General features: G+C 72.9%; 13 protein-coding genes. 8 read left to right on the forward strand and 5 right to left on the reverse strand.

The window, feature by feature from the left end:
- Positions 1 to 9: 9 nt before the first annotated feature.
- A complete protein-coding gene (locus ACFYUS_RS24990) occupies positions 10 to 1,344 on the forward strand; it encodes a glutamate-1-semialdehyde 2,1-aminomutase (RefSeq protein ID WP_388856138.1) in 1,335 nt (444 codons plus the stop codon).
- 27 nt (positions 1,345 to 1,371) lie between these two features.
- Here the strand turns inward: ACFYUS_RS24990 and ACFYUS_RS24995 are convergent, their stop codons facing one another.
- A complete protein-coding gene (locus tag ACFYUS_RS24995; RefSeq protein WP_388856140.1) occupies positions 1,372 to 2,064 on the reverse strand; it encodes a phosphatase PAP2 family protein in 693 nt (230 codons plus the stop codon).
- A gap of 301 nt (positions 2,065 to 2,365) precedes the next feature.
- Between ACFYUS_RS24995 and ACFYUS_RS25000 the strand changes: the two genes are divergently transcribed.
- From ACFYUS_RS25000 to ACFYUS_RS25025, 6 genes are all read left to right on the forward strand, one after another.
- On the forward strand, positions 2,366 to 6,085 hold the full coding sequence (locus tag ACFYUS_RS25000) for an efflux RND transporter permease subunit (protein WP_388856143.1): 3,720 nt from the start codon (positions 2,366 to 2,368) through the stop codon (positions 6,083 to 6,085).
- The gene (locus tag ACFYUS_RS25005; RefSeq protein WP_388856145.1) at positions 6,085 to 9,252 is read left to right on the forward strand and encodes an efflux RND transporter permease subunit; all 3,168 of its coding nucleotides are present in this window, start codon (positions 6,085 to 6,087) and stop codon (positions 9,250 to 9,252) included. Before ACFYUS_RS25000 ends, ACFYUS_RS25005 begins: the two co-directional genes overlap by 1 nt.
- 68 nt (positions 9,253 to 9,320) lie before the next feature.
- Entirely contained in the window at positions 9,321 to 10,250 is a 930-nt protein-coding gene (locus ACFYUS_RS25010; RefSeq protein ID WP_388856148.1) for a hypothetical protein, read from the forward strand.
- Between the two features lie 74 nt (positions 10,251 to 10,324).
- Positions 10,325 to 11,002, forward strand: coding sequence for a response regulator transcription factor (locus ACFYUS_RS25015; RefSeq protein ID WP_388856150.1), 678 nt, complete (start codon positions 10,325 to 10,327; stop codon positions 11,000 to 11,002).
- A 6-nt stretch (positions 11,003 to 11,008) separates the two neighbouring features.
- On the forward strand, positions 11,009 to 12,385 hold the full coding sequence (locus ACFYUS_RS25020) for a sensor histidine kinase (protein ID WP_388856153.1): 1,377 nt from the start codon (positions 11,009 to 11,011) through the stop codon (positions 12,383 to 12,385).
- A 169-nt stretch (positions 12,386 to 12,554) separates the two neighbouring features.
- The gene (locus tag ACFYUS_RS25025) at positions 12,555 to 13,913 is read left to right on the forward strand and encodes a hypothetical protein (protein ID WP_388856155.1); all 1,359 of its coding nucleotides are present in this window, start codon (positions 12,555 to 12,557) and stop codon (positions 13,911 to 13,913) included.
- 13 nt (positions 13,914 to 13,926) lie between these two features.
- On the opposite strand, the gene ACFYUS_RS25030 is transcribed toward ACFYUS_RS25025, so the two are convergent.
- The 4 genes from ACFYUS_RS25030 to ACFYUS_RS25045 all read right to left on the reverse strand — a co-directional run bounded on the left by ACFYUS_RS25030 (position 13,927) and on the right by ACFYUS_RS25045 (position 18,702).
- The gene (locus tag ACFYUS_RS25030; protein ID WP_388856157.1) at positions 13,927 to 15,096 is read right to left on the reverse strand and encodes a lactate 2-monooxygenase; all 1,170 of its coding nucleotides are present in this window, start codon (positions 15,094 to 15,096) and stop codon (positions 13,927 to 13,929) included.
- Between the two features lie 110 nt (positions 15,097 to 15,206).
- Positions 15,207 to 17,120 (reverse strand): NAD-binding lipoprotein, encoded by a 1,914-nt coding sequence (locus ACFYUS_RS25035; RefSeq protein WP_388856481.1) that lies wholly within the window; start codon positions 17,118 to 17,120, stop codon positions 15,207 to 15,209.
- Between the two features lie 161 nt (positions 17,121 to 17,281).
- Positions 17,282 to 18,049: an NPP1 family protein gene (locus ACFYUS_RS25040; RefSeq protein ID WP_388856160.1), complete on the reverse strand. Its 768-nt coding sequence runs from the start codon at positions 18,047 to 18,049 to the stop codon at positions 17,282 to 17,284.
- 83 nt (positions 18,050 to 18,132) lie between these two features.
- Positions 18,133 to 18,702 (reverse strand): TetR/AcrR family transcriptional regulator, encoded by a 570-nt coding sequence (locus ACFYUS_RS25045; RefSeq protein ID WP_388856162.1) that lies wholly within the window; start codon positions 18,700 to 18,702, stop codon positions 18,133 to 18,135.
- Positions 18,703 to 18,779: 77 nt separating this feature from the next.
- Between ACFYUS_RS25045 and ACFYUS_RS25050 the strand changes: the two genes are divergently transcribed.
- Positions 18,780 to 19,952: an FAD-dependent monooxygenase gene (locus tag ACFYUS_RS25050; RefSeq protein WP_388856165.1), complete on the forward strand. Its 1,173-nt coding sequence runs from the start codon at positions 18,780 to 18,782 to the stop codon at positions 19,950 to 19,952.
- Positions 19,953 to 19,967: the final 15 nt, after the last annotated feature.

Here is a 19,967-nt window from a genome sequence, read left to right on the forward strand (position 1 = left end):
GAGAGCAGCATGGAGATCCGAGACACCGAGAAGCCCTTCCTGCCCCGGTCGCGGACGGCGAACGAGCGGCTGCACGCCCTGATCCCCGGGGGCGCGCACACCTACGCCAAGGGCGACGACCAGTACCCCGAGGACCTGGCCCCGGTCATCAGCCACGGCCGCGGTGCCCATGTGTGGGACATCGACGGCAACCGCTACATCGAGTACGGCTCCGGCCTGCGGTCGGTCAGCCTGGGCCACGCCCACCCCCGCGTGACCGAGGCGGCGCGGCGGGAGCTGGACCGCGGCAGCAACTTCGTGCGGCCGTCCATCGTGGAGGTCGAGGCCGCGGAACGCTTCCTCGCCACGGTGCCGACCGCCGAGATGGTGAAGTTCGCGAAGAACGGCTCCGACGTCACCACCGCCGCGGTGCGTCTGGCCCGCGCCGTCACCGGGCGCCCGCGGGTGGCCCTCTGCGGCGACCATCCGTTCTTCTCCGTCGACGACTGGTTCATCGGCACCACGCCGATGTCCGCCGGCATCCCGGCGTCGACCAGCGAGCTCACCGTGTCGTTCCCGTACGGGGACCTGGCCGCGACGGAGGAGCTGCTCGTCCGGCACGAGGGGGAGGTCGCCTGTCTGATACTCGAACCCGCCGGTCACGCCGAGCCCCCGCCCGGGTACCTCGCCGGGCTGCGCGAGCTCGCGGACCGGCACGGATGCGTGCTGATCTTCGACGAGATGATCACCGGCTTCCGCTGGTCCGAGGCGGGCGCCCAGGGCCTGTACGGCGTCGTCCCCGACCTCTCCACGTTCGGCAAGGCGCTGGGGAACGGGTTCGCCGTCTCCGCGCTGGCCGGGCGCCGCGAGCTGATGGAGCGGGGCGGGCTGCGGCACTCCGACGACCGGGTGTTCCTGCTGTCCACCACGCACGGTGCGGAGACGCACTCGCTGGCCGCCGCGATGGCCGTGCAGACCACCTACGTCGAGGAGGGCGTCACCGCGCGGCTGCACGCCCTCGGCGAGCGGCTGGCCGCCGGTGTCCGCGAGGCCGCGGCGTCCATGGGCGTCGGCGACCACGTCGTCGTACGGGGCCGGGCCAGCAATCTGGTCTTCGCCACCCTCGACGAGAACCTGCGCCCGTCACAGGAGTACCGCACGCTGTTCCTCCGCGGGCTCCTCGCGGGCGGGGTGCTGGCCCCGTCCTTCGTGGTGAGCAGCGCGCTCGACGACGCCGACATCGACCGCACCGTCGAGGTGGTGGCCGAGGCCTGCGCGGGGTACCGGAAGGCACTGGAGGCCGCCGATCCCACCCCCTGGCTGGCCGGGCGGCCGGTGAAGCCGGTGTTCCGCCGCCTGGCATGACGTGCCACGACGTGAGGTGACGTGACGTCAGCGGTGCTGTCGCCGACCGGTGTCGGCCGACCGGTCGGCGAACCGGTCGGCCGTCCGGTCGACCAGCCACGCGACGGCCGGGACCACCGCCAGCGCGGTGCAGAGGCCGCCGAGGACGTCGGTCGGGTAGTGCGCGTCCAGGGCGACCTGTGCCCAGCCCATCAGGGCGCCGGCGGCCGACGCCACGGCGAGCACGAGTGCCGTGCCGGCCGTCCTGCCGAGGCCGAGCCGGCCGGTCACGAGCAGCGCCGTCACGAGGGCGAACGCGGTGAGGAAGGCGGTGTGCCCGCTCGGGTAGGAGAAGTGCCCGCCGTGGATGGTGCGTCCCACCAGGGGCTTGAGCAGCTTCGTCGCCCCTACGCTCACCCCGGTGCCGACGACGACGAGCACCGCGGCGCGGGGGCGCCGTAACAGCAGGCAGCCCGTCACCGTGGCCGCGACCAGCAGCACGGATCCGGCGGGCTCCCCCAGGAAGTCCGTGGCATCGGCGACGAACCGCCACGGCTGCCCCACCCCCTGCGCCGCCGCCCAGATCCGCGCGTCCACCGCGCCGGGCCTGCTGTGTCCCGCGTACCGGATTCCGAGCACGGTGGCCGCCGTCGCGGCGAGGACCGCGACCGGACCGAGCCAGGAGCGCAGGGCCGGGGGCAGCGCCGCGGGCTCCGGATCCGTTTCCGTCGGTCGTTCCAAGGCGAGCCCCCCGTCGCATCTGCCCCGAACTCGCTTTCCCAGCCGGTCACTTGGCCGGGGGCATCGGGGTCAGCCTCTCCTCGTCACCCTAACCAACACGGTCACGGAAGACGAAGCGAATCGACCCCTTTCCCACCTTGACTACCGAATAGTCACTTTTGGCGTGAAATTGACAATAAATTCACCTACGCAGTAGGTTTACACCGTATCTATCCGAGAGAGACATGGCCGGCGATTCGCCCGTTCATGGCGAGGGTGGGTCGGCGGAACGCGCAGTCGTCCTGGAAGGCAGGACCTCGCCGTGGTCCACAGAATCCTTTCCCTCAGTCTCACGTTCCGGAATCTGGTCCTCGGCGTGGCGGCGGCCGTGATGGCCCTGGGCTTCCTCCAGCTCCCGAAGGCGGCGTCGACGGACGTCTTCCCGGAGTTCGCCCCGACGCAGGTGCAGATCCAGACCGAGGCGCCGGGCCTCTCGGCGGCCGAGGTCGAGCAGCTCATCACCGTCCCCATGGAGCAGGACCTGCTGAACGGCGTGGCCTGGCTCGACGAGATCACCTCCGAATCGGCCCCCGGTCTGTCCTCCGTCAACCTGGTCTTCGAGCCGGGCACGAACCAGCAGAAGGCCCGGCAGGCCGTCCAGGAACGGCTGATCCAGGTGGCCGGCCTGCCCCAGGTGGGCAAGCAGCCGGTCATGATCCAGCCGCTGTCGTCGACGAGCCGGGTCATGATGATCGGGCTGTCCTCGAAGGACGTCTCCCGCATCGACATGTCCGTCCTCGCACGGTGGAACATCAAGCCGCGCCTGCTCGGCATTCCGGGCGTGGCGAACGTGGTCATCTGGGGTGAGCGGGACCGCCAGCTCCAGGTCCAGGTCGACCCGGAGCAGCTGCGCGCCCGGGGCGTCTCGCTGGACCAGGTGGTCCGCACGACGGGCAACGCGCTGTGGGTGTCGCCGCTGACCTTCGTGGAGGCCTCGACACCGGGCACCGGCGGGTTCATCGACACGCCGAGCCAGCGCCTGGCGATCCAGCACGTGCTGCCCATCACCAAGGCGCAGGACCTGGCTTCGGTGGCCCTGGAGGACACGGCGAGCAAGCAGCTGCGCATCGGTGACGTGGCCACCGTGGTGGAGGACCACCAGCCCCTCATCGGCGACGTGATGCTGAGCGACGGCCCCGGGATCATGCTGGTGGTCGAGAAGTACCCCGACGCCAACACCCGCGAGGTCACGCACGCCGTCGAGAAGGCGATGGCGGAACTCCAGCCCGGACTGTCCGGCATCACCGTCGACACCCATGTGTACCGGCCGGCGTCCTTCGGCGACACGGCGCTCGACCACGTGGGGCTGTGGGTGCTCGTCGCCGTGCCGGCCGTCTCGATGCTGCTCGGCCTGTACTTCCTCTCCTGGCGCGTCGCCCTGATCAGCCTCGTCTCGATCACCATGGCGGAGATCACCGCCCTGTGGGTGCTCTACCTCCAGGGCTCGACCTTCAACATGATGGTCCTGGCCGGGCTCGCGATCGCCCTCGGCGCCGTCATCGACGACATCGTCATCGGATTCGACCGCATCCAGGGACAGTTCGAGCGCGAGGGCCGGAGCTCCGGTGAGCGCCGGTCGGTGGCCGACGTCGTGGTCGACGCCACGGCGGCGGTGCGGCGGCCCGTCTTCTTCGCCACGCTCATCCTGCTCCTCGCCGTGGTGCCCGTCGTCTTCCTGAACGGGGTGGGCGGAGCGTTCGCCCGGCCCCTGGCCCTGTCGTACGTGCTCGCGGTGCTCGCCTCCACCGTCGTCGCCCTGACGCTCACCCCCGTACTGGCCGCCCTGCTGCTCGCGCGCACCCGGCTCGGCCACCCCCGCAACCCGCTGCTCGGACGGCTCCACCGCGGCTTCGACCGGATCAGCCCCAAGACCGTGCTCCGGCCGGGCCGGGCGCTGGTCGCGGCCGGCGTACTGGCGGCCGCCGGCTTCGCGGTGTGGCCGCAGCTCGACGGCGCCTCTCCCATCCCGGCCCTGCACCAGCGCGAGCTGCTCGTCCAGGTGGAGGCCGCGCCCGGGACGTCGCTGCCGGAGATGGACCGCCTCGGCCAGGCGGCCGCCGACCAGCTGCGCGCGCTGCCGGGCGTCGAGAGCGTCGGGGCGCACGTGGGCCGCGCCAGGGAGTCCGACCAGGTCGTCGACGTCAACTCCGGCGAGTTCTGGGTCAACCTCAAGAGCTCGGCCGACTACGGCAGGACCGTCGCCGCGATCAACCGCACCATGCACGACCAGGCCGGTCTCGACAGCGACGTGGTGACGTACCCGCAGGCACGCCTCGACGAGGTCCGGGCCGAGGACGGCGCCGGGCCGCCCGTCGTCGTCCGCGTCTACGGCAACGACCTGGGCGTACTGCGACACCAGGCCGAACAGGTGAGCAAGGTCCTCTCGCAGGTCCCCGGAGTCGTCCGGCCGCAGGTCCCGGCCGTGGCCGAGGAGCCGACCATCGAGGTCAAGGTCGACCTCGCGGCGGCGCAGAGCCACGGGATCAAGCCCGGTGACGTCCGCCGCACGGCCGCCACCTACTTCTCCGGCCTGCCGGTGGGCAGTCTGTACGAGGAGCAGAAGGTCTTCGACGTCGTGGTGTGGGGTTCGCCCGGGACGCGCTCCGCCCCGCAGAACGTCCACGACCTCCTGATCGACACGCCGAACGGCGGCCACGTCCGCCTCGGCGACGTCGCCACCGTCCGCGTCACGCCGTACCCGACGGTCATCGAGCACGACGCCACCTCGCGCAGCCTCGACGTCGTCGCCGACGTCAGCGGGCGTGATCTGAACTCCGTCCTCGACGACGTCAGGACCCGCGTCCAGGCGATGCCGATGCCGTACGAGTTCCACGCCGAGGTGCAGAGCGACGTCGCCCACCAGCAGAGCCATGATCTGCGCATCGCGGGTCTGGTGGCCGCCGCTCTGCTCGGCACCTTCCTCCTCCTGCAGGCGGTCTTCGGCAGCTGGCGGGCCGCGACGCTCGTCCTGCTCGCCCTGCCGCTGGCCGGTGTCGGCGGCGTGCTGACCGCGTTCGCCGTCGACGGCGTCACGTCGATCGGCGCGCTCGGCGGCTTCCTGGTCGTGGTGGGCATCGCCGTACGCAACCTGGTGCTGCTCATCCGCGGCTACCAGGAGACCGAGCCGCACGAGGACGGGACCGCCGACCCGCGACGCATCGTCGACGCCACGCGCGACCGGGTCGGCCCGGTCCTGCTGACCGCGCTGGCCACGGCGGTCGCGGTGCTTCCCGCGGTCTTCCTCGGAACCGTCGAGGGCATGGAGGTGCTGCACCCGCTGGCCGTCGTCGTGCTCGGCGGCCTGGTCACCTCGACCCTCGTCACGCTGTTCATCGTGCCCGCCCTCTACATCCGCTTCTTCTCCTCCCCCGGCGGCCGCGGACAGCGCCGTGCCGGCCCGGAACCCGACCTTTCGACGGCGGGACCGGCCCCGGACGTGACGGCCGCGGACGACCGCAGGACGGAACGGCGGGAGGCGCCCCGCGGCGGGCGCCGGCGTCGCACCGGGCGCCGGTGGGCCGTGGGCCTGTCGGCCGCGGGGCTGCTGCTCGCCGGCGGAGCGGGCCTGACGGCCTGCGCCGACTCGCACTCCTCCTCGGCCTCGGCGGCCGAGGAGTCCGAACAGCCGCCCGCCGAGATCGAGCAGGTCCCGGAGGGGAAGATCCCCCATCTGACCCTGGCCGAGGACACGGCGGCGCGGATCCACATCACGACGGAGCCGCTGCGCCAGGCGCCGCTGGACGGCACCGGACCGCCGCAGACCCTCATCCCGCTGAAAGCGGTGGTCTACGACCCGGAGGGCAGGACCTTCGCCTTCACCAACCCGAAGCCCTTCGTCTACATCCGGACCCCCGTCGAACTGGGGACGTTCGGTAAGGACTACGCGGTCGTGAAGTCCGGCCTCCCGAAGGGCACCCCCGTCGTGACGGTCGGGGCCGCCGAACTCCTCGGCATCGAGTACGAGACGGACGGCGAGCACTGATGTCCGGGGAACGCGGCACCCTGATGCGCTGGATCGTCCGGTCCAGCCTGCGCTTCCGCTACCTCGTGGTCGCCGCGGCCGCGGTGATGATGGTCGTGGGCATCACGTCGCTGCCCCAGCAGCGGGTGGACGTCTTCCCCGAGTTCGCACCGCCGCGGGTCGAGATCCAGACGACCTGCCTCGGCCTGTCCACGGGCGACGTCGAGTCCCTCGTCACCGTTCCGCTCGAACAGTCCCTCAACGGCCTCGGCGGCCTCGACGACCTGCGCTCCGAGTCCATCGCGCAGCTCTCGTCGATCCAGCTGATCTTCCACGAGGGGACCGACATCTTCAAGGCACGGCAGGAGGTCCAGGAACGGGTGCAGCAGGTGTCCCACTCCCTGCCGACCTGGGCGTCGCCACCGGTGATCATGCCGCCCGTCGCCGCGACCAGCCGCGTCATGAAGATCGGGATGTCCTCGGACGACCACTCCGACAAGGCCCTGATGTCGATGTCCATGACGGCGTACTGGGAGGTCAGGGCCCGGCTGCTGCGGGTGCCCGGCGTCGCCAACGTGAGCATCTTCGGCGAGCGGCTGAAGATGATGACCGTGCAGGTGGACCCGCTCAGGATGCAGGCCCACAAGGTCGCTCTCGACGACGTCATGGAGGCCACCGGCGAGTCGGTCGACTCCGGTCTGCTGAAGTTCACCACCGGTTCGGTCATCGGCACCGGCGGCTGGATCGAGACCCCCACGCAGCGCCTCGGCATCCGGCACGTCCTGCCGGTCGTGTCGCCCGCCGACCTCTCCCAGGTGCCGGTTTCCACGGCGGGCGGCGGCACCGTCCGGCTCGGGGACGTGGCCCGGGTGGAGGAGGCCCACCAGCCGCTGGGCGGCAGCGCCATCGTCGGCGGCGACCCCGGTCTGCTGCTGATCGTCGAGAAGCTGCCCTGGGGCGACACCCCGGAGATCACCAAGAACGTCGAGAAGGCGATCGCCACCCTCGAACCCGGCCTGCCCGGCATCCACTTCGACACGACCGTCTTCCAGCAGCAGGACTTCATCCACACCGCGATCGACAATCTGACCCAGGCCCTGGTGCTCGGCTTCCTGCTCGTCGTCGTGGTCCTCGCGGCGTTCCTCTACGAGTGGCGCGTCGCGCTGATCAGCCTGCTGACGATCCCGCTGTCCCTCATGGCGGCCGTGCTCGTGCTCCACTGGCGCGGGGACACCATCAACACGATGGCCCTCGCCGGACTCGTGATCGCGCTGGGCGCCGTCGTGGACGACGCCATCATCGACGTCGAGAACATCCTCAGACGGCTCCGCGAGCACCGGAGGGCCGGCGGCGACACATCGGTCGCGAAGATCATCCTGAACGCCTCGCTGGAGGTCCGGAGCCCGATCGTCTACGCCACGATGATCATCGTCGTGGCCACGGTGCCGGTGTTCCTGCTCCAGGGAGTGGCCGGCTCCTTCTTCCGGACGCTGGCCGTCTCGTACACGCTCGCCATCCTCGCCTCCATGGTCGTGGCCCTGACGGTGACCCCCGCCCTGTGCCTGATCATGCTGCGCAGGGCCAAGGTCGAACGCCGGCAGTCCCCGCTGCTCCGCCGGCTGCAGACCGGCTACACGGCGGGACTGCGGCGCATCGTCAAGCGGCCGATCCACGCCTACCTGGTGTCCGGCGTGCTCGTGGTCGTCGCGGCGCTCCTCGTGCCCCAGCTCAGCCAGTCCCTGCTGCCCTCCTTCAAGGAGCGGGACTTCCTGGTGCACTTCATCACCACGCCCGGCACGTCCGTGCAGGAAGAGCAGCGCATGGTCTCCCGGCTGAGCCGTGAGGTACGGGCCATCCCCGGGGTGCGCGACGTCTTCGGGGCCCACATCGGGCAGGCGTTCCTGGGCGACGAGATCGCCGGGGTCAACTTCGGCGAGGGCTGGATCGGCATCGAGCCCAAGGCCGACTACGACAAGACCCTCACGCGGATCAAGGAGACCGTGGCGCGGTACGCCGGCATGGAACAGGACGTCCAGACGTACCTCAACGAGCGCGTCGACGAGGTCCTCACCGGCTCCAAGTACCCGATCGTCGTCCGTCTCTACGGCCAGGACCAGAAGGTCCTGCGCGAGAAGGGCCTGGAGCTCCAGGAGAAGATCGCCAAGATCGGCGGCACCGGCGACGTCCACGCCGACCTCCAGGTCGAGGTCCCGCAGGTCCAGGTGAGGGTCGACGTCGACAAGGCGGCGAAGTACGAGCTGAAGCCCGGCGACGTGCGCCGCGCCGCGTCCACCCTCGTGGCCGGCGAGGAGGTCGGGGACATCTTCCGCGGCGGCAGGGCCTACGACACGGTGGTGTGGAGCACCCCCGAGACGCGCGGCAACGTGGCGGCCATCAGCCGGCTCCCGATCGACACGCCCGCCGGCACCACGGTCCCGCTCGGTGACGTCGCCCAGGTGGTCATCGAGCCCCAGCCGAACGTGATCGCCCGCGAGAACGGTTCGCGCCACCTCGACGTGAACGCCTCCGTCTCCGGACGCGGCCTCAGCGCCGTCGTCTCGGACGTCAGGAAGGCGATCGCCTCCACGGACTTCCCCCGCGGCTACCACACCGAGCTCCTCGGCGAGCACGAGGAGCGGCAGGCCGCCCAGCGGGTCCTGTTCTACAGCGCGATCTTCGCGGCCCTGGCGATCTTCGTCCTGCTCCAGGTCTCCTTCCGCAGCTGGCGGCTCGCGCTGCTGTCCTTCCTCACCCTGCCCATGGCCCTGGTCGGCGGCGTCCTCGCGGTCTGGATCGCCGGCGGGAACATCACGCTGGGTTCCCTGGTCGGCTTCTTCACCGTGCTCGGCATCGCCGCGCGCAACGGCATCCTGATGATCAACCACTTCCAGCACCTGGAGGAGCACGAGGGCATGGCCTTCGGGCCCGCCCTGGTGCTGCGCGGTGCGCGCGAACGGCTGTCCCCCATCCTGATGACCTCCCTGGCCACCGGACTCGCGGTCCTGCCCCTGGTCTTCCTCGGCAACCGGCCGGGCCACGAGATCGAGTACCCGCTCGCCGTGGTCATCGTGGGCGGTCTGGTTACGTCCACCCTGCTGAATTTGCTGGTCGTACCCTCCCTGTACCTGCGTTTCGGCAAGGGCTTCAGACGTCGCCGGCCGCAGCATGAGGCGGTCGCCGCGCACTGAGGCAGGCGGCGGACGGGGCCGCCTCCCGGTGGAGCCCCACCCTGGCTCCACCGAGAGGACCAAGCCGAATGCCCCGTCGCCTGCGCGCGTCCGCCGCCCTGCTGAGCCCGATCGTCACCGCACTGCTCCTCGCCCCCGGCACGGCGACCGCCGCCGCCCCCGAGGCCCCCTCTCCCGCCACGGCGAAAAGCGGTGCGCGCGCGCAGAACGGCTGCGGAAACCCTCCCGCCCTGCGCCCGTACACCTTCCCCTCCGCTCCGAGGGTGACCAACAGGTTCCTTCCGCTGAAGCCCGGGACCCGGCTGGTCCTCAAGGGCGACGTCGCCGGTGAGGACCACACCGTGGTGACGACGGTGACCGACCTGACCAAGGTCATCGACGGCGTCCGCACCGTGGTGGTGTTCGACCAGGACCTCAACGGCAAGAAGGTCCAGGAGTCGGAACTGGCGTTCTTCGCCCAGGACTGGCTCGGAACGGTCTGGCGCCTCGGGGAGTACCCGGAGATCTACGAGAACGGCAAGCTCATCGGCGCACCCGACACCTGGATCTCCGGCGTGCAGGACGCCAAGGCCGGCATCGCGATGCTCGCCCGGCCGCGCGTGGGCTCCCCCACCTACACCGAGGGCCTGGCCCCCGAGATCGACTTCCTCGACTGCGCCACGGTGTTCCAGACCGGCCAGAGCGTCTGCGTTCCGGTCAGCTGCTTCGACGACGTCCTCGTGACGGACGAGTTCGCGCCGCTCGACCCCGAGGGCGGCCACCAGCGGAAGTCGTACGCGCCCCACGTCGGCAACATCAAGGTGGTGCCCGTGGGCGAGGCCAACCCGGAGACCCTGGCCCTGACCGAGTTCACCCGACTCAGCGCCAAGGAGCTCGCGGCCGTCGACAAGGAGGTCCTGAAGCAGGACAAGCGCGGCTACAAGATCAGCCCCGACGTGTACGGCACCACCCCGCCCGCGGAGCCCGCCCTCGTGAAGGGACTCGTGCCCGCGCTGTAGTACCGGCAGGACGGAGGGCGCGGCACCGCGCGCCCTTCAGCTCCGGTTCAGGTGACGCGGGTCACAATCAGGACATGCGGGTTCTGATCGTGGACGACGAGGAACGCTTCGCCGAGGGTCTGCGCAACGGCCTGGAGGCGGAGGGCTTCGCCGTCGACGTCGCCCGGGACGGCACGGACGGCCTGTGGCGGGCGCGCGAGCACGCGTACGACGCGATCGTCCTGGACATCATGCTCCCCGGCCTGAACGGCTTCCGCGTCTGCGCCGCCCTGCGGGCCGAGGGGAACTGGACCCCGATCCTCATGCTCACCGCCAAGGAGGGCGAGTGGGACGAGGTGGAGGGGCTCGACACCGGCGCCGACGACTACCTGACGAAACCGTTCTCGTACGCCGTGCTGCTCGCCCGGCTGCGGGCGCTGCTGCGCCGCGAGCCGCGCGAGCGGCCCGCCGCCCTCACCGCCGGTGACCTGCGCCTCGACCCCGCGGCCAAGGAGGTGTCGCGGGGCGGGGTGCGGGTCGAGCTGACCGCCCGCGAGCTGGCCCTGCTCGAGTTCCTCCTGCGCCGGCGGGGAGAGACCCTGTCCAAGCGCGAGATCCTCGCGCACGTCTGGGACGACGCCTTCGAGGGCGACCCGAACATCGTCGAGGTGTACGTCCGGCACCTCCGGAACAAGCTGGACCGGCCCTTCGGCCGGGCGTCCATCGAGACCGTACGGGGCTGCGGCTACCGTCTGGCCCCCGACGGAGGGTAGGCGGCCATGAGCGTGCGGGTCCGGTCGACCGTGGCGGCCGTCCTCGTCGTGGCGGTGAGCGTGGTCGCGGGGGCGGTGGCCCTGGTCGCGTTCATGAAGGCCGAACTGACCGACGACGTACGGCAGGCCGCACGGGCCCGGGCCGAGCAGGTGGCGGCCGTCATCGAGGCGGGGCGCGGGGTGCCGGCGCTGACCGTGAGCGAGCCGGACGAGGAGTTCGTCCAGGTCCTGGACGCCCGGGGGGACGTGGTCGCGGGCAGCCCGAACGTCAGGAACCTGCCGGCCCTGGCCGACCCGCGCCGGGGCCCCGAGTCCACCCTGACCACCCCCCTCGACGAGGACCGGTTCCTGGTGGTGGCGGTGCCCGCCGACGGGCCGGGCGGGCACCGGACCGTGCTGGTGGGGCGGACGGTCGTCGCGGTCGCCGAGTCGACCCGGATCGTCACCCGGCTGCTGTTCGTGGGGCTGCCGCTGCTGATGCTCGTGGTGGCCGGCGCGACCTGGATGGCGGTCGGCCGGGCGCTGGCGCCCGTGGCGGCCATCCGGTCCGAGGTGGAGGCCATCTCGGCGGCGGAGCTGCACCGCAGAGTGCCGCTTCCGCCGGGGCACGACGAGATCACGGGCCTCGCCGCCACGATGAATCGCATGCTGGACCGGCTCGAACGGGCACAGAGGGCCCAGCGCCGCTTCATCTCCGACGCCTCGCACGAGCTGCGCTCCCCGGTGGCGTCCATCCGCCAGCACGCCGAGGTCGCGCTCGCCCACCCCGACCGGCTGACGGACCGGACCGCGGGCGAGCGGCTGGCCAGGACGGTCCTCGCCGAGGACCTGCGGATCCAGCGGCTGGTCGACGACCTGCTGCTGCTCGCCCGCGCCGACGAGGACGCGCTGCGCCCCCGGCTGCGGCCGGTGGACCTCGACGACCTGGTCCTGGACGAGGCGCGCCGGCTGCGCGGGGCGGCGCCCGGGCTGCGGATCGGTACGGCCGGGGTGTCGGCGGCGCGGCGGCGGGCGGACCCGCAGGGCCTGGGCAGGGTGGTGCGCAACCTGGGCGACAACGCGGCCCGGCACGCGCGCTCCGAGGTCGCCTTCGACCTCGCCGAGCGGCCGGACGGCCGGGTGGTGCTCGGCGTGGAGGACGACGGTCCGGGCGTGCCGTCGGCGGACCGCGAGCGGGTCTTCGAACGGTTCGTGCGCCTCGACGAGGCGCGGTCCCGCTCGACGGCCGACGGGGACGACCTGGGCATCGGCGCCGGCAGCGGTCTCGGGCTCGCCATCGTCGCCGAACTGGTCGCGGCGCACGGCGGTACGGCGACGGTGACCGACGGCCGCCTCGGCGGGGCCCGCTTCGAGGTGGTGCTCCCGCCGGACCCGCCTGCCTGAGGCCCGGCCACCGCTCCCGGCCGACGCGCCCGCCTGAGGCCCGGCCACCGCTCCCGGCCGACCCGCCCGCCTGAGGCCCGGCCACCCCTCCTGAACGCCGGTTCAGCTCCGTTCAGGGTCCCTTCAGCACCCGGGTGGCAGCGTCGGTGGCACGGCAGAGGAGGCAGCCATGCGGAACAGGTATCCGGCGGCCGCGGTGAGCGCGGCCCTGGCGGCGACCCTCACGACCGGCGCCTGTGCCGCCGGAGCGGTCGGCGGAGCCCCGGGCGGGAGCGGCTCGGCGGGCACCGGCTGTGTGCGGATGATGGACGGCGAGACGGGCAGGCAGAGCGACACGTGCCTGCCGCTCGCCCCGGAATCGGCCCGGGTCGACCGGGGCACGCCCGTGTTCAGCCGGCCGACCGACATCACCAACCCGCTCCACGCCAGTTCGGAGCTCCAGCAGGTGATCTACGGCGGCCAGGTCGACGGGAAGCCCTTCCGCACCGAGCTCACGCTGCTGCCCGACATCAAGACCGTCACCGTGAACGGCGAGCAGGTCCGGGCGCGCACGCTCCAGTTCGTGTCCTTCTCGGACGGGCGGGTGAGCGAGGTCGCGGACGACTGGTTCGCGCAGGCCGACGACGGATCGGTCTGGTACCTGGGCGAGGACGTCTTCAACTACGAGAACGGGGTCGTCGCGGACACCAGCGGCACCTGGATGGCCGGGAAGGCCGGACCGGCCGCGATGATTATGCCCAGCGATCCGAAGGTCGGTGACGTCTACCGGCCGGAGAACATCCCGGGACTGGTCTTCGAGCAGGTCACCGTCAAGGCCGTCGGGCAGACGGTCCCCGGGCCGTACGGACCCGTCAAGGGCGCGATGACGCAGGCCGAGCTCCACGCGGACGGCACCCGCGAGGACAAGATCATCGCCCCCGGGTACGGCGAGCTCGTCATCGACGAGCCCGGCGGCGACCTGGAGCAGGTCGAGCTGGCCGTGCCGACGGACGTCGCCCCCGGTCCCGTGCCCGCCGAGCTCACCGCCCTCTCCGCGGCGGTCCGCGCGGCCCACGCCGGGGCGACCGACGCCACCGTGGCGAAGGTGCGCGCCGCCTGGGACGCGTACCGGGCGGCCGACCGCGTGCCCCGGCTGCTCGTCCGGCAGATGGACCGGGACCTCGACGCGCTCACCGCGGCCGTCACGGCGCACGATGACGCGCTCGTCCGCGGTGCGGTCCTCCGGGTCGCCCAGAACGACCTCGACCTGCACCTGCGCCACGAACCGCTCACGAAGGTCGAGGCCGCCCGGCTGGGGCTGTGGGCGCGCCAGTCGGCGCTGGACAGCGCCGCCCGGGACGCGGGCGCCGTCGCCGGTGACGCGACCAGCCTCGAACTCACCTGGGACCGCGTCCGCCACGACGCGGACCCCGCGCGCGCGGACCGCGTCGCCGCCTCACTGCGCGCCCTGCGCGACGCGGCCGACCACCAGGACACGGCGGCCGCCCAGCGGGCGACGGCCCTGCTCACCTCGGCCCTGTCCGGTTGATCGGGCGGTCGCGTCATGCGACGCGGCGCAGGGCTCCCTCGGCGCGGAGGGCGTCCGGGGTCGGGTAGCCGTCGACGGCCATGATGAGGTCGGTCTCGGCGAGGAGGGAGCGCAGGACGTGGACGACGCCGTCCTCGCCGCCGAGGGCGAGGCCGTAGGCGTACGGGCGGCCGATGCCGACCGCCGTGGCGCCGAGGGCGAGGGCCTTCACGATGTCGGCGCCGGTGCGGACGCCGGAGTCGAAGAGCACGGGCAGGCCCTCGGCGGCGGCGACCACCTCGGGGAGGGCGTCGAGGGCGGGCAGGCCGCCGTTGGCCTGGCGGCCGCCGTGGTTCGAGCAGTAGACGCCGTCGACGCCGCCGTCCCTGGCGCGGCGGACGTCCTCGGGGTGGCAGATGCCCTTGAGGAGGATCGGCAGGTCGGTGAGGGAGCGCAGCCAGGCGAGGTCGTCCCAGACGAGCGGCTTGCCGAAGATCCCCGCCCATTCCGCGACGGCGGCGCGCGGGTCCTCCTCGGGGGTCTTCGCGAGGCGGGCGCGGAAGACGGGGTCGGAGGTGTAGTTGGCCAGGCAGTGCCCGCGCAGCTGCGGGAAGTTGCCGGTGGCGAGGTCGCGGGGGCGCCAGCCGGTGACCCAGGTGTCGAGGGTGACGACGATGCCCCGGAAGCCGGCGGCCTCGGCGCGGTGCACCAGGCTCTCCGCGAGGGCGCGGTCGGTGGGGGTGTAGAGCTGGAAGAGGCCGGGGGTGTCCCCGTACGCGGCGGCGACCTGTTCCATGGGGTCGGCGGTGAGCGTGGAGGCGATCATCGGTACGCCGGTACGGGCGGCGGCCCGGGCCGTCGCGAGGTCGCCGTGTCCGTCCTGGGCGCAGAGCCCGATCACTCCGACGGGCGCCATGAACAGCGGGGACGGCAGCTTCATGCCGAACAGGTCGACGGACAGGTCGCGTTCGGCGGCGCCGACCATCATGCGCGGGACGAGTCCCCATCGCCGGAAGGCCGTGACATTGGCCTCCTGGGTGTGCTCGTCGCCCGCGCCGCCGGCCACGTACGACCAGAGCGAGGGCGACAGTGCCGCCCGTGCCCCCGCCTCCAGGTCGTCGAAGGTCATCGGCAGGGCGGGCACGACGCCGAAGAGCCCGTTGAGATAGATCTCGTTCTGGTAGTCGCCGTACTTCGGGGTCATGGCGGGCAACCTACCTCATGCTCGAACGCGGGGCCCGGGCTCCGCACACCCCTGCCGATTCGCCCCGCTCGTAAGGAAGTTCCGCGAGCGGTGTCCTCCTCCCGTTCCGCTCACGGTGCCGGGGGCGCCTCCCGGGCGATGACCACGACCTGGTCCTCCGGGTGCCAGTGACGGACGTGGGCCTTGGGCGGGTTGATGCGCAGGCCGTCGTCGGGGGCGGTCGGGGCGTGGGAGCGGTAGCCGATGGCGCAGGCGCCCTGGTGGGCCGCCGAGGCGGCGACGGCGGCGAAGGAGGCGGTGCGTCCGGTCCTGACGTAGTGGCCCGCCGGGCGGAGGTGGAGGGTGTTGCCGTCCGGGGCGAGGAGTTCCTCGAACACGGCGGTGAGGTGGGGGTTCTGGGAGATCTGGGTCATCAGGAGTCCGATGAGCCTGCCGCTGACGACGAAGTCGGCGCCGGGGGCCGGCGGTGCGATGAGCCGGTTGCGGTCGTCGGTCAGCTCGGTGACGACGGGCACGCGCCGGCCGCTCTCCTGTGCTCCGGCCCACAGGTGGAGGAGGGTGACGAGCGTCCGGTCGTCCGGGTCGGCGCGGCCCGGCCGGGGGTCGGGTCCGAGCACGATCACGGCGTCGTATCCGGCGGGGTCCAGCGCGTCCGTGGTCGCGCGCAGCGTGGGGTCGCCGGGCCGGTGGAGGACCGTGAGACGCGCGCCGGCGGCTTCGGCGGCGGCCCGGACGGCGGTGACGGTGGCGGTGCGCGCCTCGGCCACGACGTCGAGGACCGAGCCGGGCGGGGTGCGGAGCGCCAGCTGGGCGGCGATCCGGGGTGCCCGGCGGTTCCAGCCGAGGAGGAGGACGCGTTCGGGGCGCCCGGGAGCCCCGGTCGGTGCGTGCGTGAGCGCCGTCGGGTCGTAGGGCGCGGGGGTGGCGGAGAAGTGGGTCGAGCGTTCGTCCTCGGCGATCACGAGGAGGGTGTCGTCGGTGAGGATCCGGGTGGAGCGGGGCGGGTTGAGGGCGAGGGTGCCGTCGCCGTGGACGATGCCGACGACGGTCGACACCGGGCAGGCACGGGCGGCCTCGTCGAAGGTGCGGCCCGGTGGTCCCGGGTCCCGGACGGTGTGGAACTCGTGCCCGGCGAAGTCGAGGAGTTCCTGGTGGACGAGGGAGAGTCCGGGCTGTCGTACGCAGTCGACGAGGAGCCGTGCCGCGATGTCGTCCATGTCGAGGACGGTGGCCCGGGGCCCGCCGGCGAGCCGGGCGGCGCCGAGGTAGCGGTCGTCGCGCACGGCGGCGACGACGCGTACGGGATCCGCCTCCGTCACGGCCGCCGAGAGGGACAGCAGGGTCTTGACGACCTCGGCGTCGTCGCGGGGGTGGTCGCGGGGCAGGACGAGGACGCAGTCCGCGGTGGCGGGGCTCACGCGCGCGAGGGCGGCCGGGTCGGTGGGGCGGCCGCTGCGGCAGACGATCCTGGTGCGGCCCGTGGCGCCGACGGTGGTGTGGAGGTCCTCCTCCATGGCGGGTTTGTCGCGGTCGGCGAGGACGGCGACGATCCGGCGGCGGCGGTCGGTGCGGGCGGCGACGAGTTCGGCGGCGACGGTGGGGATCTGCTCGGACCAGCCGAGGACGACGGTGTGTCCGCGCTCCAGGATCGTGGCGTGGCCCCGGTTGAGGGCGATGAGGCGGTCGGTGAGCCCGGTGGTGATGAGGCTGACGAGGGTGGAGACGTAGAAGAGCGCGATGAGGGCGAGGAGTACGGACAGGGCGACGCGCAGCGGTGGGCCGACCTCGCCGCCCAGGCGCATGGTCTGTCCGGTGTTGCGCCACACCGCCGCGATCCTGGCGCCGAGGGAGGCGGGGGTGCGCTGGTCGGTCCAGGCGAGGACGGTGCTGACGGGGACGACCAGCGCCAGACAGACGAGGGCCAGCCAGCCGCAGAGGGCGGCGGTGCCGCGGGTGAGGGTGCTGTCGAACCAGTAGTGGAAGCGTTCCTCGGCGGAAGGGGTCCGGTGGGCGGGCCCGGGCAGGTGGTCGGTGGCCGGGGGCTCCTCGGTCCGGCCGGGACCGGAACGCTGTGCGGCGCCCCGCTGCCCGGGAACGACCTTTCTGTCTTCTTTTCGCACGTCAGCAGGGTGCCGCCCCTCCGTCGACGGCGGGGCGGCATCCGGGCATATTCATCCCTTCGTGATCAGGCGTACGGATCGAAGGGGATGCCGGCCGGCTTCGCCTTGGCCAGGTGCGCGGCGAAGTTGCCGTCCTTGAGGCCGAAGACCGCGCTGCCGAAGTCGGCCTGGCTGAGCTTGTCGCGGATGCCCGCGGGATAGCCGTTCCAGCCGACCAGGGCGGGGAACTGCCAGGTGTGCTGGTGGTTCTCGGGCGGCTCGTCGTTGGAGTTCGCCGGACGGAAGCAGTGGGTGCCGATGCCGTCCTTGTGGTAGACGACCTTCGGGTGGGTGCCGTCCCAGCGGATCTTGTCGCGGCCGTAGACGTTGAAGTTGCCGTGGGCGGAGGTGGAGACGTACTGGGCCTGGTCGTTCTGCACCCAGACCACGACGTGTTCCCAGTCGTGGCGGTGTCCGCCGAGGCTGCTGCCGATCACCGCCTGGTCCTTCTCGAAGTAGAGGCCGTAGATGATCGCGCACCAGCCGTTGTTGCACTTGGCGCGCGCGTACCCGTTGGTGTTGGTGAGGTCCGAGGCGTCGTGGCACTGGCCGTTGAGGGCGCCGGACGGGTTGAGGCCGCCGTTGAGCGTCCCGTCGGGGCCGATCGCGGGGGTGGGGTAGCAGCCGTCCGTGTCGTAGTCGTAGGCCGGCTGGAAGGTCTGTTCCAGGCCGTCGGCGTTGGCGGGCAGGGCGGTGGGCGGCGCGGCGAGCGCGCTGCCCGGCAGGGCGATGAGCAGCGCGAGGGCGCCGGCGAGGGCGAGCGCGCCCCTGGTGGCGTACGCCTGTGTCTTCACGGTGTCCCCCCGGGTCGGTTGGCATGGACCGACCGCATCTTGACATGCTCACTCCATGTACGCGAGGGGGTCCGCGCACGCGCTCACCGCAGCGCCGCCCCCACCAGCCGGCGGATCTCCTCGGCCGACACGGTTCCACCGTTGACCAGGCGGTCGAAGACCAGGCCGTCCACGCAGGTGAGCAGGGTGACCGTGCGCTCGCGGGCGTCCGCGAGGCCCTGGGCGGCGAGGAGGCCCTCGACGGAGCGGCGGGCCGCGTTGTCGCGCGGTACGAGGACCTCCCGGAGCTCGGGGTGGTGCACGCTCTCCAGGGCGCACGCGTAGCGCGCGAGGGAGCGGCGGCGGCCCTCCCCGGTGAGCCGGAGCGCGGTGAACGCGGTGAGTCCGGCGACGAGTTCCCCGGCGTCGCGCGGCGCGCCGGCCCGCCGCCCGGCCTCCTGGATCTCCCGCTGGTCGAGCTCGACGAGGCGGAGCACGAGCGCGGTCAGGAGCGACCGGCGGGTGCGGTGGTACGCGGACGTGGTGCCGGGCGGGAGGCCGGCGGCCCGGTCGACGGCGCGGTGGGTGAGCCCGCGCATGCCGTGCTCGGCGAGGACGTCGATGGCGGTGTCGGCGAGGAGGGTGCGGCGGGTGGCGGCGGAGGCGGCGGACATCCCCCCTTTCTACACCTGTAGAGGGGAGGGGTACGGTTCTTCTACACCTGTAGAAGAACCGATGGAGGGGGTCCGGCATGGACGGCGGGAACGCGGTGGTGGTCGGTGGCGGGATCGGCGGTCTCGCGGCGGCGATCGGGCTGCGGCGGGTCGGCTGGGAGGTGACCGTCCTCGAACGCGCCGCCGTGCTCGGCGACGCCGGTGCGGGCATCTCCCTCCACGCCAACGGCATCCGCGCCCTGGACGCCCTGGGCGTCGGCGAGGCGGTGCGCGAGGCGGCCCGGCCCCAGTACACCGGCGGCACCCGCGTCCCGGGCGGCGGCTGGCTGGCCCGGATGGACGGGACCGCCCTGGAGCGGGCGCTCGGCACCCCGATCGTCGGGATTCCGCGCGCCGCCCTGCACCGGCTGCTGCGCGCGGCCCTGCCCGCCGAGCGCCTGGTCGTCGGGGCGGAGGCGACGTCCCTGGACCTGACCGCGCCGGACCGGGCGGGCGTGGTCACCGGGGACGGGGTGCGGGGAGCGGATCTGGTGGTGGCCGCCGACGGCGTGAACAGCGCGCTCCGGGCGCTGCTGTTCCCCGGCCACCCGGGTCCGGCGTACAGCGGATCCACCGTCCTGCGCGCCCTCACCGACTCCCCCGTGGCGCCGGCGTCCGACTTCGAGCTGACCTGGGGGCGGGGCGCCGAGTTCGGGCACATCGCCCTCGCCGACGGGCGGGCCGAGTGGCACGCGGTGCTCAACTCCCCGCCGGGCGTGCGCCATCCGGATCCGCTGGCGGTGCTGCGCCGCCGGTTCCGGGACTGGCACGAGCCGATCCCGGCCCTCCTCGCGGCGACCCGCCCCGAGGCCGTGCTGCACCACGACATCCACGAACTGGCCACTCCCCTGCCCACCTTCGCCGTCGGCCGGGTCGCCCTGCTCGGCGACGCGGCCCACGCCATGACCCCGAACCTCGGCCAGGGCGCCTGCCAGGCCCTCGAGGACGCGGTGTCGCTGGCCGCCGCGCTCGCCGCCGCGCCGGACGTCCGCGCGGCCCTGGCCCGCTACGACGCCGAGCGGCGCCCGCGCAGCCAGTCCGTCGCCCGCGCGGCCCGCCAGGCCGGCCGGATGGGCCAGCGGCTCGCGCATCCCGTCGCCGTCGCCGTGCGCAACACGGCCCTGCGGGCGGCGCCGGACCGCGCGACCCTCCGGGCCGTCCTGCGGCACGCCGACTGGACGCCGCCGCGCCTGGACCCGCAAAGCAGCTAGACGATACGTATCGTC

The sequence above is a fragment of the Streptomyces sp. NPDC004284 genome, assembly GCF_042874035.1.
Taxonomy (GTDB): domain Bacteria; phylum Actinomycetota; class Actinomycetes; order Streptomycetales; family Streptomycetaceae; genus Streptomyces.